Genomic DNA, 12,627 nt, shown 5'->3' with positions numbered 1-12,627 from the left:
GGACCTGGAGGCCGCCGCGCTCGTCACCGCCGGCACCGCGTCCGACGCCGACGTCGCGGCCGTCCGGGAACTCGGCGCGAAGGCCCCCGTCTTCGTCGCCGCCCCCGACGGCACCCTCGTCACGACCCTCTGACCCGCCCGGCGCGGCGTCTCCGCACCTGCGCCGTGTCATCACCCCAGGGGCATCCTCATGCCCGTGGCGTCATCACGCTCGCGGTGTCATCAGGCCCGCGGCGTGGCCCCCGTGGTCGCGGTGTCGTCACGCCCGCGGTGTCATCACGCTCGCGGCGCGGCCGCCTTGCTCGCGGCGTCTCCGTCAGGGGCGGGGTGTCGGGGTGCGGCTGTCCTCGTGCGTGGACGGGTCGTCCGGTCTGGTCGGCGTCAGGACGACCCGCGCCTGGTCGTGCGCGTCCGCGAGCCTGCGCAGCACCCGCGCCTCCGCCCGCCGCAGCCGCTCCTCGCCGCGCTCACCGAACTCGCCGAGCGCGGCGAGCGCCAGGAAGTCCCTCCCGGCCCGCGCGAAGACGGCGTCGAGCCCGTACCGGCGTCCGCCGCCCGGATGGCTGTACCGGACGGCGACCACGTCCCTCACCCGCGCCGGATGCGTCAGGCGGGTCCGCCGCAGCCCCCGCCCGTCGAAACGGCGCCCGTTCCAGCCGCCGCGGGACGGGCCGAGGTCGATGACCGGGCACGCCGCGACCGCCCGCCGCACCTCGTCCATGCGCCCCGCCGCCTTCCTGCGCGGCAGCCGCAGCACGTGCTCGACCAGGGTCGCCGCCGGGTCCGCCCGGTAGTACGCCACATGGGACTGCGGGACGTCCGGGTCCGATGACGACGAGCGCGCGCTCGCGTCGTCCACCATGCTCAGCAGCCGCGCGCAGTCCGGGTCGGACGGCCGCAGCCCCTGGAAGACCTCCTGGTCCTCGGCGGGCAGGAAGTCCCTCGGGACGTCACCCCGCCGCAGCGTCGCCGCCGTCAGCAGCGCGGCCGGGGCCTTCGCCTCAGCCACGGCGGGAGCCGCGGCCCCCCGCTCCGTCCCGCAGCCCGACAGCGACACGCCCGCCGCCGAGACGACCGCCGCGACGGCCGCCGCACCGACCGCGCGCGGCCCCACCGAGCACGCCATCCGTCCCTCCGCCCCCGAGCCGCCGGCCGTCGGCCGACGTGACGGGCACGATCATGCCCGCCCGGCGACGAGGTTTAACCCAGCGTGACCGCAGCGCGACAGGGACGCCGAAATCCCAGGTCAGGCGTCGTGCGACTCGGTCTTCTCGCGGTGCACCAGGACGGTGCCGATCCGGTTGCGGCGGCCCGCCAGCGACTCGGCCCTGAGCCGCAGCCCCGCGACCGTCGCCGTCGCGCCCTCGATCGGGACGCGGCCCAGCGCGTACGCCAGGAGGCCCCCGACCGTGTCGACGTCGTCCACGTCGATCTCGACATCGAACAGCTCGGCCAGGTCCTCGACGGGCAGCCGCGCGACGACCCGCGCGGTGTCGTCGTCCAGCCGGTCCACCGGGGGGATCTCCACGTCGTACTCGTCGGTGATCTCGCCGACGATCTCCTCCAGGATGTCCTCGATGGTGACCAGCCCGGCGGTGCCGCCGTACTCGTCGATCACGATCGCGACGTGGATCCGGCGCGCCTGCATCTCGCGCAGCAGCTCGTCCACCGGCTTGGAGTCGGGCACGTACGTCGCGGTGCGCATCACCGACTCCACCGAGGCCTCACCGCGCGCGGGAGTCTCGTGCGTGGCGCGGACGATGTCCTTCAGGTAGGCGATCCCGACGACGTCGTCCTCGTTCTCCCCCACCACCGGGATGCGGGAGAACCCCGACCGCAGCGCCAGCGACATCGCCTGCCGCAGCGACTTGTCGCGCTCGATGAACACCATGTCGGTGCGCGGCACCATCACCTCGCGGACGAGCGTGTCGCCCAGCTCGAACACCGAGTGGATCATCTGCCGCTCGTCCGGCTCGATCAGGCTGCGCTGCTCGGCGAGGTCCACCAGGTCGCGCAGCTCCGCCTCGGTCGCGAACGGGCCCTCGCGGAACCCCTTGCCGGGCGTCAGCGCGTTGCCCAGCAGGATCAGCAGCCGCGGCAGCGGCCCGAACACCCGCGCCACCGGCGGGATCACCGTCGCGCCCGCCAGCGCGAACCGGTCGGCGTGCTGCAGCCCGAGGGTGCGCGGGCCGACGCCGACCACCACGAAGCTCACCAGGATCATCGCGACCGCGGCGGTGACGTACGCCTGCCACGTCTCGCCCAGCCAGGACACGCACAGGTCCGCCACGATCACGGTCGCGACCAGCTCGCAGCCGATCCGCAGCAGCAGCACCAGGTTCACGTACGGCGCCGGATCGGCCACGATCTCGGCCAGCTTCGCCGCGCCCCGGCGGCCCGCCGCGACCAGCTCGCCGACCCGGTGCCGGGAGACGCGCGCGAGCGCCGCCTCCGTCCCGGCCAGCAGCCCCGCCACGATCACCAGCGCGGCCGCCAGCCCCAGCAGCCACCCCTGTCCGGCCGTCATCGCGCGGAGTTCTTCTCCCGCCAGGACCCGAGCAGCTCGTCCTGGAGCCCGAACATCTCCTTGTGCTCCTCGGGCTCGGCGTGGTCGTACCCCAGCAGGTGCAGGATGCCGTGCGTGGTCAGCAGTTCCAGTTCGGCCTCGGTCGAGTGCCCGGCCTGCTTGGCCTGGCGCTCGGCCACCGCCGGGCACAGCACGACGTCGCCGAGCAGACCCGGGTCGAGCTCGCCGTCGTCGCCCGCGCCGCCGTCCATCGAGCCGGGCCGCAGCTCGTCCATCGGGAACGACAGCACGTCGGTCGGGCCGGGCTCGTCCATCCACTGGACGTGCAGCTCGGCCATCGCCTCCTCGTCCACGAGCAGGACCGACAGCTCCGCCAGCGGATGCACCCGCATGCCGTCCAGCACGTGCCGGGCGAGGTCGGCGATGCCGCGCTCGTCCACGGGCACGCCGGACTCGTTCAGTACCTCGATGCTCACTCGCCCTACCGTCCCCGCTTGCGCGACGCGCCCCCGCGCGCCGCCCCCTGCTTCAGCTCCGCCACCCGCGACTCGTCGAACCGGCTGTAGGCGTCCACGATGTCGGTCACCAGCTTGTGCCGGACGACGTCGTGGCTGTTCAGCCGGCAGAAGTGGATGTCGTCGATGCCCTCCAGGATCGACTGGACGATCCGCAGGCCGCTCTCCTGCCCGTTCGGCAGGTCGACCTGCGTGACGTCGCCGGTCACCACGACCTTCGAGCCGAACCCGAGCCGGGTCAGGAACATCTTCATCTGCTCGGGCGAGGTGTTCTGCGCCTCGTCCAGGATGATGAACGAGTCGTTCAGCGTGCGGCCGCGCATGTACGCCAGGGGGGCGACCTCGATGGTGCCCGCGGCCATCAGGCGCGGGATCGAGTCGGGGTCCACCATGTCGTGCAGGGCGTCGTACAGCGGACGCAGGTAGGGGTCGATCTTCTCGTAGAGGGTGCCGGGGAGGAAGCCGAGCCGCTCGCCGGCCTCGACGGCCGGGCGGGTGAGGATGATGCGGTTGACCTTCTTGTCCTGCAGCGCCTTGACCGCCTTGGCCATGGCCAGGTAGGTCTTGCCGGTGCCCGCCGGGCCGATGCCGAACACGACCGTGTGCTTGTCGATCGCGTCGACGTAGCGCTTCTGGTTCAGCGTCTTCGGCCGGATCGTGCGGCCGCGGCTGGACAGCACGTCCAGGGTCAGCACGTCGGCCGGGCGCTCGGCGGAGCCGGCCCGGAGCATGGCCAGGCTGCGCTCCACCGCGTCGGGGGTGAGCTGCGCGCCGCCGTTCAGCAGGTCGATCAGCTCGGCGAACAGGCGGGAGACCAGTTCGGTCTCGGTGGGGGCGCCGGTGACGGTGATCTCGTTGCCGCGGACGTGGATGTCGCTGCGGAACGCCCTCTCGATCACGTGGAGCAACTCGTCCCGGGAGCCCAGCAGGCTCACCATGGAGTGGTCGTCCGGCACCACGATGCGGATCTGGGAGCGCGCGCCGTTCTGCGCGGCGCCAGCGCGTCCCTGGTGTGTTGATTCGACCATCAGCCGGGCCTCGCGGCCTCTCGGACCTGCCTTCTCGTCGCCACGGATATCACGTGGCCGTCGTTGCGGCGGCCACGCCTCCATGGTACCGACCGCCGCACGGCACGGCTTCTCCATTTGGCGTCAGCCCCCACGGGGCAGGGCGAACGGGCCTTCTCCCGCGGCCGCGCGGCCTTCCCGGAAGCCGCACCCGGAGCCCATCCAGGCCCGTCCGGCGGCGGTCTAGCCGGGGGGCCACTCCAGGCCGCGCCCGCCGAGCAGGTGCGCGTGGACGTGGAAGACCGTCTGGCCGGCGTGCGGGCCGGTGTTCAGCACCATCCGGTACCCGGTGCCGTCGATGCCCTCCTCGGCGGCCACCTCGGCCGCGAGGGTCACCACGTCCGCCAGCAGGGCCGGGGAGGACGCGGCGAGCTCGGCCGCGGTCGGGTGGTGCTCCTTCGGGATCACCAGCACGTGCGTCGGGGCCTGCGGGTTGATGTCGCGGAAGGCCAGCGCCGTCCCGGTCTCCCGGACGACCGTCGCCGGGACCTCCCTGGCGACGATCTTGCAGAACAGGCAGTCGGCCGTGCTCGCTTCCATGCGTCCTCCGTCTCGTGAACCCGCGTCCGCATCCTAGCGAGACGGGTCTCCCGGCGGCCCGCGCCGCCCCGGCGCGACGGGCCGGACGACTTTTCCCGCTCCGACCTGCGAAGCCGACAGAGACCGTGACCAATGCCACCCGCAGCGGGTAAGGTCCTTGATCGACCCATGGTGGAACCTTCGGTGGAACGGCGCATTCCGGCGTGCCTCTGGACTAGGGTTCCATGTCAGGCGCTCCCCCCGGCCCGGTGCCTCCGAGCCGCGCCTCGACCGGTCGGGTGCGCCATGTCACGGTCCGCCCCCGCGACCGCCCGAATGGGGGGCGGGGGACGGCAAAAGGCGGCGGATAGGTGACCGAGGCACAGCAGAAGATGCCCTTTCGTAAACCGGACGACGAGGGTGCGCGTCCCACAGACGTGACCGAGACCCTCGTGGCCAGGGGAACGGCGGGGGCAGTCGCCGTCGCCTGGGACGCCGACCAGGCGGTGACCGCGCTCTACAGCGCCAACTACCGCTCGCTGGTCCGGCTCGCCGCCATGCTCGTCCGGGACGCCGGGACCGCCGAGGAGGTCGTCCAGGACGCGTTCGTCGCGATGCACGGCGGCTGGCGCCGGCTCCGCGACCCGGACAAGGCCCTGTCATACCTGCGGCAGGCGGTGGTCAACCGGTCGCGCTCGGTGCTCCGGCACCGCGCGGTGGTGGAGAAGTACGCCCCGAAGGGGCTGCCCGACGCCCCCAGCGCGGAGGCGGGGGCCATCGGCGAGCTGGAGCGCTCGGCGGTGGTGGACGCGCTGCACCGGCTGCCCGCGCGGCAGCGGGAGGCCCTGGTGCTGCGCTACTACGCCGATTTGTCCGAAGCGGAGATCGCCGCGACGATGGGCATCTCGAAGGGCGCCGTGAAGAGCCACACGGCGCGCGGGATGGCCGCGTTGCGCAACGTTCTGGAGCAGTTCTCATGACCACGGGCCCCCACGACGAGCACGGCGAGCTCCTGCGCCGCGCCCTGCACGCGGAGGCGGAGCGGGTCATCCCCGCGCCGGACGGCCTGGAGCGCATCCGCGCCCGCGCCGCCGAGCGCGAGCGGGAGCGGCGGCGGTTTCCCAGCCGGTTCGGCTGGGAGTGGTTCACCGCCAACTGGACCCGTCCCGTCCTCGCGGTCGGCGCGGCCGTGGCGATCGCCGGGCTGGGCGTCTCGGCGCCCGAGACGTTCGACCTGATCCAGTCGCCGATGGGCAACGACGGGCCGTTCTCCAAGGGCCACCACGGCACGCCGAGCGAGCCGGGGCCCGGCGCGGTCGACTCGTCCACGCCGGCGCAGAGCACCTCCCCGCCGGGGCACGAGACGTCGGGGACGCCGCATCCGCCGAACAGCGACGGGCCGGTGTCGTCGACGGTGTCGCCGACCTGCCCGCCGGCCTCGGGGACGGCTCCGGTGCCGCCCTCGCACGGGTCCGGCAAGCACCCGGTGCCCGGGAAGTCCGGCGTCCCGCTGTGCCCGACGCCCACCCCGTCGCCGAGCGGTTCGCCCACGCCCTCGGCGCCCAGCACCCCGCCGGTCCAGCCGACCGAGACCGGGACCCCGGTGCCGACCACCACGCCCGAGACGCACGTCCCCGAGGCCCCTGTCGCCAGCCCCTGAGCCACCGGAAAGGCCGGACGCGGCCGGACGGCCGAGCGCATCAGCCGACCGGCTTCAAGAACGGCTGAGCGGACCGGCGGCCCAGGAACGGCCGGGCGGGTTCACCAGCGGCCGGTGGCGGCCAGCAGGACGGACGCGGCGGCGACGCCGGCCGTGGAAGTGCGCAGGACGGTCGGGCCCAGCAGCGCCGGACGCCCGCCGGCGGCGCTGAGTCGCTCCACCTCGTCCTCAGTGAGACCGCCCTCGGGGCCGACCACGATGACGATCTCGCCGTCCGCCGGAGGCCGGAGCCCGGTGAGCGGCTCGGCGGCCTCCTCGTGCAGCAGGACGGCGGCGGACGCGGCGGCGATCCGCTTCTCGACGTCCGCCGTGGACGCCAGGTCCGACACGAGAGGGAAATGGGCGCGGCGCGCCTGCTTGGCGGCCTCGCGCGCGGTGGCGCGCCAGCGGCCCAGCGCCTTCTCGCGGCGCTCGGGCTTCCACTGCGTGACGCAGCGCGCGGCGGACCAGGGGACGATCTCGTCCACGCCGACCTCGGTCATGGTCTCGACGGCCAGCTCGCCCCGGTCGCCCTTGGGCAACGCCTGGACGACCACCAGGCGCGGGACCGGGACGGGGACCCGCCGCCGGGACAGGACGTCCAGGCTCAGGGACGCCTTGTCCGCGGCGGCCACGACGCACTCGGCCACCAGGCCGGCGCCGTCGGTCAGGTCGACGCGCTCACCGGCCCGCAGCCGCCGAACGGCGGCCGCGTGCCGGCCCTCCGGACCGTCGAGCAGGACGCGGTCGCCCTCCAGCCGGCCGGGCTCGGCGAGGAACACCGGGACGCTCACCGGCCGCCACCCGTCTCACGGGCGCCCCGGCTCGCCAGGGCGGGCTCCCGCCAGGCGGCGAGCGGCGCGCGGGCCGCCCGACCGGACGGCGTGCCGACCCGGGGGCCGGACGCCGCCGCCGCTTCGCAGTGCCGCGTCATCAGTGCTGGTTGAAGACGTCCCGCAGGCGCGAGAAGACGCCGCGCTGCCCGGGTGCGAACTTGCCGGGCGGACGCTCCTCGCCCCGCATCGCGGCGAGGTTGCGCAGCAGGGCCTCCTGCTCCTCGTCCAGCTTCGTCGGGGTCTCGACGTTGACGTGGATGTGCAGGTCGCCGCGGCCCGACTCGTTCAGGTGCCGGACGCCGCGCCCGTACAGGCGGATCACCTCGCCGGACTGCGTGCCCGGCTTGATGTCGATCTCCTCCGCGCCGTCCAGCGTCTCGACGGTGACGCTGGTGCCGAGCGCGGCGGCGGTCATCGGGATGCCGACCGTGCAGTGCAGGTCGTCGCCCTCCCGCTCGAAGATCGGGTGCGGCTTCTCGACGATCTCCAGGAACAGGTCGCCGGGCGGGCCGCCGCCGGGGCCGACCTCGCCCTCGCCCGCGAGCTGGATGTGGATGCCGTTCTCCACGCCCGCCGGGATCTTGACCTTGACCGTGCGCCGGGTGCGGACCCGGCCGTCGCCGGAGCACTCCGGGCACGGGTTGCGGATCATGGAGCCGAAGCCGCCGCACTGCGGGCACGGCCGGGACGTCATGACCTGGCCGAGGAAGGACCGCTGCACCTGCTGCACCTCGCCCCGGCCCTGGCACATGTCGCAGGTCTCGGGGTGGGAGCCGGGCGCGGAGCCCTCGCCGTGGCAGGTGTCGCAGACCACGGCCGTGTCGATCGACAGCTCGCGGGTGGTGCCGAACGCCGTCTCGTTCAGGTCGAGCTCGACCCGGAGCGTGGCGTTGCGGCCCCGGCGGGCCCGCGAGCGCGGGCCGCGCGCGGACGCGGTGCCGAAGAAGGCGTCCATGATGTCGCTGAACGGGAAGCCCGCGCCGAAGCCGCCGGCCCCCGGGCCCGCGCCGCCGCCGGGGGCGAACGGGTCGGCCCCGAGGTCGTACATCTCGCGCTTCTTGGGGTCGGAGAGCACCTCGTAGGCCTGGGTGATCTCCTTGAACTTCTCCTGGGTCTCGGGATCCGGGTTGACGTCGGGGTGCAGCTCGCGCGCGAGCCTCCGGTACGCCTTCTTGATCTCGTCCGGCCCGGCGTCGCGGCGGACGCCGAGGGTCCCGTAGTAGTCGTTGGCCACCTACGACCCCGCCAGGATCTGTCCGACGTAGCGTGCCACTGCCCGTACCGCTCCCATCGTGCCGGGATAGTCCATTCGAGTCGGCCCGAGTACACCGAGGCGGGCCAGAGTGAGGTCGCCGACGCCGTACCCGGCGGCGACCACGGAGGTCGAACGGAGCCCCTCGTCGGGGTTCTCCGTGCCGATCCGAACCGTAACAGTAGAGGAGTCCGCGGACTCGCCGAGCAGCCGCATCAGCACGACCTGCTCTTCCAGCGCCTCCAGGACGTCCCGGAAGGTGCGCGAGAAGTCGACGGCCGCGAGGTTGGCGGCGCCGGCGAACACGACCTTCTCCTCGTGCTTCTCGACGAGCGTCTCCAGCAGGACCGACAGCACCGCCGCGGCGGCGGGCCGCTCCTCGGGGGAGACCTTGTCGGGCAGATCGGAGACCGCGCCCGGGACGTCGCCGAACGCCAGCCCGGACAGGCACGTGTTGAGCAGCGCCCGCAGGTGCCCGACCGACTCCTCCGACAGCTCGACGGAGGTCTCGATCAGCCGCTGCTCGACCCGTCCGGTGTTGGTGATCAGGACGAGCAGCACGCGCCCGGTCGCGACCGGCACCAGTTCCAGGTGCCGCACCGACGAGCGGGTCAGCGACGGGTACTGCACCACGGCGACCTGCCGGGTGAGCTGGGCGAGCAGCCGGACGGTGCGGCCGACCACGTCGTCCAGGTCGTAGGCCCCGGACAGGAACGTCTCGATGGCCCGCCGCTCCGCCTTGGAGAGCGGCTTGATCGTGGACAGCCGGTCGACGAACAGCCGGTAGCCCTTGTCGGTGGGGATGCGGCCGGCGCTGGTGTGGGGCTGCTGGATGTAGCCCTGCTCCTCCAGGACGGCCATGTCGTTGCGGATGGTCGCGGGCGACACGCCGAGGTTGTGCCGGTCCACCAAGGCCTTGGAGCCGACCGGCTCGTTGGTGGAGACATAGTCCTCGACTATGGCGCGCAGGACCGCGAGTTTCCGGTCGTCGAGCACGTCGTCACCTCCCTGCCCCCGTACTGGCACTCCATAGTTACGAGTGCCAAGTGTACGACCCTGGTGGGACAACCCGGATCCGCCCGGAGCATGGTTTCGCGGCGCGGACCGTCCGGCGGGGGCCGCTCCCGAACCGTTCGGGAGTCGTTATTGTCGTGCCCCGTGCAGAGCAAGGACTACGGTGACGACGTTCTGGCGGGCGACTGGCGGCGGCCCCTGAAGGGCACGATCCCGGACGTCCCGGCCGAGCCCGGCCTGGTCGCCGAGGACCCCGCGAGCGGGTTCTGCGGCGCGGTCGTCGGCTGCGACAAGTTCGGGGTGACGCTGGAGGACCGGCACGGCAGGCGGCGGCTCTTCCCGCTGGCCAAGGCGGGGTTCCTGATCGACGGGAAGCCGGTGACGCTGGTCCGGCCGGGGCCGTCCGCGCCCGCGGGCCCGGTGCGCTCGGCGTCCGGGTCGATCGCGGTGCGGGGGCTGCGCGCCCAGGTGGCCAAGGAGTCGCGGATCTACGTCGAGGGCGCCCACGACGCCGAGCTGGTCGAGAAGATCTGGGGCCACGACCTGCGCGTGGAGGGCGTGGCCGTGGAATTCCTGGAGGGCGTGGACGACCTGCCCGCGATCGTCGAGGAGTTCGGCCCGCAGGAGGGCCGGCGGCTGGGCGTCCTGGTCGACCACCTGGTGGAGGGCTCCAAGGAGAGCCGGATCGCCGCCCAGGTCTCGTCCCCCTATGTCCTGGTCACCGGGCATCCGTTCATCGACATCTGGGAGGCGGTCAAGCCGTCGGCGGTCGGCATCCGCGCCTGGCCCCGCGTCCCGCGCGGCATTCCGTGGAAGGAGGGCGTGCTGGAGGCCCTCGGCTGGCGGATGGAGACCGGGGAGGCCTGGAAGCGCATCCTGGGCCGGGTCGGCAGCTACGCCGACCTGGAGCCGGAGCTGCTGGGCCGCGTCGAGGAGCTCATCGACTTCGTGACCGCGCCTTCGTGACGGCTACCTGAATGGCGTCTGCTTCCCTTGCGGCGCGGGCGGAAACGCGCTGGAGAAAAGTTCGCTTTTTTACCTAAACGTCGCATTTATTCCCGCTGTCGCGGAATACCGGATAGCAATCGGTCAGTTACCGGTTGTAGGACGTGTCCGTGTTCTCGCGCCAGAGGGGGCCAGGAGATGACCGACCGCGGCAGAACACTCACGCGGGGAGGACAGCGCGTCCTCGTCCGTCCCGCACGCGCCCAGGAAGTGTTCGTGCACGCCCAGCAGGTCCGCGTGGTGCGGACCCACGGGGCACGCGACCACGAAACGCGCGACCTGCCACCGCTCGGCCGCGAGCGGCAGGCGTTCGTCCCGGAGTCCGACGGGGCGCAGGCGGAGCTCGGAATGCCGCTGCCGCCGCCCGTCACACCCTGGGAGCGCGACAAGGCCGGGTGGGTCGAGCTGAGCGGCCTGATCGGGATGTCCGCGGCGGCCGTGCTCTCGGCGTTCACGCTGGGGCTGCTCTGCCTGGCCACCTGGATCGCGCCGTTCGTCTTCCACCTCGTCTACAGGAACCGGTCCCCGTTCGTCCGCTACCACGCGGCGCAGGCACTGAACGTCCAGCTCACGAGCATGCTCGTCGGGCTGGTCGCGGTGCTGCTGTCGGTCGCCACCCTGGGCCTCGGCGCGGTGCTCGCGATCCCGCTGGCGCTGGCCTTCTGGGTCGCCCAGTTCGTGTTCGTGATCATCGCGACGTCGCGGGCCGAGGCGGGCGACTGGTACGCGATCCCGGCGTTCCTCGCCTGGCCGATGGTGCGCTGACACCCGCGATCGGGGAGCTCCGCCCGGCCCTGCCGGGCGGAGCTCGGTGTGTCCTGCACCGGGTGCGCGGACACCAGGAGGTCCAGGCCGGGTCAGGTGAGGTCGCGGACGACGGCGTCCGCGAGGAGGCGGCCGCGCAGGGTCAGCACCGCGCGCCCGTCACGGACCGGCTCCAGCAGGCCGCCCGCGACGAGGCTCCGCACGGCCTCGGCGTCCAGCAGATCGACCGGACAGCCGTCCGCGAGGCGCAGCTCCAGCATGATCCGCTCGACGTGCCGGTCCTCGTCGGTGAGGATCTCCCGCGCGTGCGCGGGCGTGACGCCCTCGGCGAGGCGCGACGCATAGGCGGCCGGGTGCTTGACGTTCCACCAGCGCGTCCCGCCGACGTGGCTGTGCGCGCCGGGGCCGACGCCCCACCAGTCCGCGCCCGTCCAGTACAGGAGGTTGTGGCGGCAGGCGGCCCCGGCGTCCCGGGCCCAGTTGGAGATCTCGTACCAGCGCAGGCCCCGCGCGGACAGCATCTCCTCGGCCATCAGGTACCGGTCGGCCATCGCGTCGTCGTCCGGGGCGGCCAGCTCGCCCCGCCTGACCTGCGCGGCGAGCCGGGTGCCGTCCTCGACGATCAGCGCGTACGCGGAGACGTGGTCGGGTTCGCACGCCAGCGCCGCCTCCAGGGACGCCCGCCAGTCGTCGTCGCTCTCCCCCGGCGTCCCGTAGATCAGGTCCAGGTTGACGTGCTCGAACCCGGCGGCGCGCGTCCACTCGACGACCTGCGGGACGCGGCCGGGCGTGTGCGTGCGGTCCAGCACCTTCAGGACGTGCTCGCGGGCGCTCTGCATGCCGTACGAGACGCGGGTGAAGCCGACCTCGCGCAGGCGTGTGAGGTACGCCTCGTCCACCGACTCGGGATTGGCCTCGGTCGTGACCTCCGCGCCCGGGGCGAGCCCGAACTCCTTGTCGACCGCCTCCAGGACGCGGCCGAGGTCGTCCGGGGAGAGCAGGGTCGGCGTGCCGCCGCCGACGAAGACCGTCTCGACGGGCAGGTCCGCGTCGCCGAGCACCCGGCGGGCCATCCGGACCTCGGCGACCGCCGTCTCCGCGTAGGAGTCGCGGCTCGCGCCGGGGCCGAGCTCGGTGGCCGTGTAGGTGTTGAAGTCGCAGTAGCCGCAGCGCGTCACGCAGAACGGCACATGGACGTAGAACGCGAACGGGCGCTCGCCGAGCCCCGCGAGGGCGCTGCCTGGCAGCGTCCCGTCGGCGGGGACGGGATCTCCGTCGGGAAGGGTCGAGGGCACCCCTCAAGTCTGCCCGGCCCGCCGCCCTGCTCGGGCCGTCCGGCACGGGCCGTCCGGCACGGGCCGTCCGCCACGAGGCGTCCGGCACGGGCCCTCTGGCACGGGGCGTCCCTGCCGTCAGCGCGGCCGGGGG

At 73.4% G+C, this 12,627-nt stretch carries 14 protein-coding genes; 5 read left to right on the top strand and 9 right to left on the bottom strand.

The genetic code is table 11. The features are described from left to right. Positions 1–4 precede the first annotated feature (4 nt). The gene (locus AB0J52_RS11315; protein WP_500181464.1) at positions 5–133 is read left to right on the top strand and encodes a cytidine deaminase-like protein; all 129 of its coding nucleotides are present in this window, start codon (positions 5–7) and stop codon (positions 131–133) included. Between the two features lie 183 nt (positions 134–316). On the opposite strand, the gene AB0J52_RS11310 is transcribed toward AB0J52_RS11315, so the two are convergent. The 5 genes from AB0J52_RS11310 to AB0J52_RS11290 all read right to left on the bottom strand — a co-directional run bounded on the left by AB0J52_RS11310 (position 317) and on the right by AB0J52_RS11290 (position 4,649). Then, positions 317–1,126, bottom strand: a complete 810-nt coding sequence (locus tag AB0J52_RS11310) for a hypothetical protein (protein WP_500181463.1) — start codon at positions 1,124–1,126, stop codon at positions 317–319. Positions 1,127–1,246: 120 nt separating this feature from the next. Further along, a complete protein-coding gene (locus AB0J52_RS11305; protein ID WP_500181462.1) occupies positions 1,247–2,527 on the bottom strand; it encodes a hemolysin family protein in 1,281 nt (426 codons plus the stop codon). Then, positions 2,524–3,003 carry an rRNA maturation RNase YbeY gene (gene ybeY / locus AB0J52_RS11300; RefSeq protein WP_500181461.1) on the bottom strand — a complete coding sequence of 160 codons (480 nt, stop codon included), beginning with the start codon at positions 3,001–3,003 and terminating at the stop codon, positions 2,524–2,526. The genes AB0J52_RS11305 and ybeY overlap by 4 nt, the downstream gene beginning before the upstream one ends. 5 nt (positions 3,004–3,008) lie before the next feature. Next, positions 3,009–4,070 (bottom strand): PhoH family protein, encoded by a 1,062-nt coding sequence (locus tag AB0J52_RS11295; RefSeq protein ID WP_500181460.1) that lies wholly within the window; start codon positions 4,068–4,070, stop codon positions 3,009–3,011. Positions 4,071–4,292: 222 nt separating this feature from the next. Continuing rightward, a complete protein-coding gene (locus AB0J52_RS11290) occupies positions 4,293–4,649 on the bottom strand; it encodes a histidine triad nucleotide-binding protein (RefSeq protein WP_500181459.1) in 357 nt (118 codons plus the stop codon). A 371-nt stretch (positions 4,650–5,020) separates the two neighbouring features. Here AB0J52_RS11290 and AB0J52_RS11285 point away from each other — a divergent pair, with 371 nt between their 5' ends. After that, positions 5,021–5,608 carry a SigE family RNA polymerase sigma factor gene (locus tag AB0J52_RS11285; protein WP_301323450.1) on the top strand — a complete coding sequence of 196 codons (588 nt, stop codon included), beginning with the start codon at positions 5,021–5,023 and terminating at the stop codon, positions 5,606–5,608. After that, positions 5,605–6,288, top strand: coding sequence for a hypothetical protein (locus AB0J52_RS11280; RefSeq protein WP_500181458.1), 684 nt, complete (start codon positions 5,605–5,607; stop codon positions 6,286–6,288). Before AB0J52_RS11285 ends, AB0J52_RS11280 begins: the two co-directional genes overlap by 4 nt. Before the next feature lie 101 nt (positions 6,289–6,389). Here the strand turns inward: AB0J52_RS11280 and AB0J52_RS11275 are convergent, their stop codons facing one another. The 3 genes from AB0J52_RS11275 to hrcA form a co-directional block, all read right to left on the bottom strand. After that, positions 6,390–7,121, bottom strand: coding sequence for a 16S rRNA (uracil(1498)-N(3))-methyltransferase (locus tag AB0J52_RS11275; protein WP_500181457.1), 732 nt, complete (start codon positions 7,119–7,121; stop codon positions 6,390–6,392). Between the two features lie 139 nt (positions 7,122–7,260). Next, a complete protein-coding gene (gene dnaJ / locus AB0J52_RS11270; protein ID WP_500181456.1) occupies positions 7,261–8,397 on the bottom strand; it encodes a molecular chaperone DnaJ in 1,137 nt (378 codons plus the stop codon). Then, entirely contained in the window at positions 8,398–9,411 is a 1,014-nt protein-coding gene (gene hrcA / locus AB0J52_RS11265; RefSeq protein ID WP_500181455.1) for a heat-inducible transcriptional repressor HrcA, read from the bottom strand. It lies immediately after the preceding gene. 162 nt (positions 9,412–9,573) lie between these two features. Between hrcA and AB0J52_RS11260 the strand changes: the two genes are divergently transcribed. Together AB0J52_RS11260 and AB0J52_RS11255 are read left to right on the top strand one after the other, a co-directional pair. After that, a complete protein-coding gene (locus tag AB0J52_RS11260; protein ID WP_500181454.1) occupies positions 9,574–10,395 on the top strand; it encodes a DUF3097 domain-containing protein in 822 nt (273 codons plus the stop codon). A gap of 177 nt (positions 10,396–10,572) precedes the next feature. Next, positions 10,573–11,199, top strand: a complete 627-nt coding sequence (locus tag AB0J52_RS11255; protein ID WP_500181453.1) for a DUF4870 domain-containing protein — start codon at positions 10,573–10,575, stop codon at positions 11,197–11,199. A gap of 92 nt (positions 11,200–11,291) precedes the next feature. Here the strand turns inward: AB0J52_RS11255 and hemW are convergent, their stop codons facing one another. Beyond that, complete coding sequence (gene hemW, locus AB0J52_RS11250; protein ID WP_500181452.1) at positions 11,292–12,494, bottom strand: radical SAM family heme chaperone HemW; 1,203 nt, start codon at positions 12,492–12,494, stop codon at positions 11,292–11,294. Between the last annotated feature and the right edge of the window lie 133 nt (positions 12,495–12,627).

The sequence above is a fragment of the Spirillospora sp. NPDC049652 genome (genome assembly GCF_040675125.1).
In the GTDB taxonomy this organism is placed as follows: domain Bacteria; phylum Actinomycetota; class Actinomycetes; order Streptosporangiales; family Streptosporangiaceae; genus Spirillospora.
Note: the sequence above shows the minus strand (reverse complement) of the source record. Positions and strands in the feature narration are given on the sequence as shown.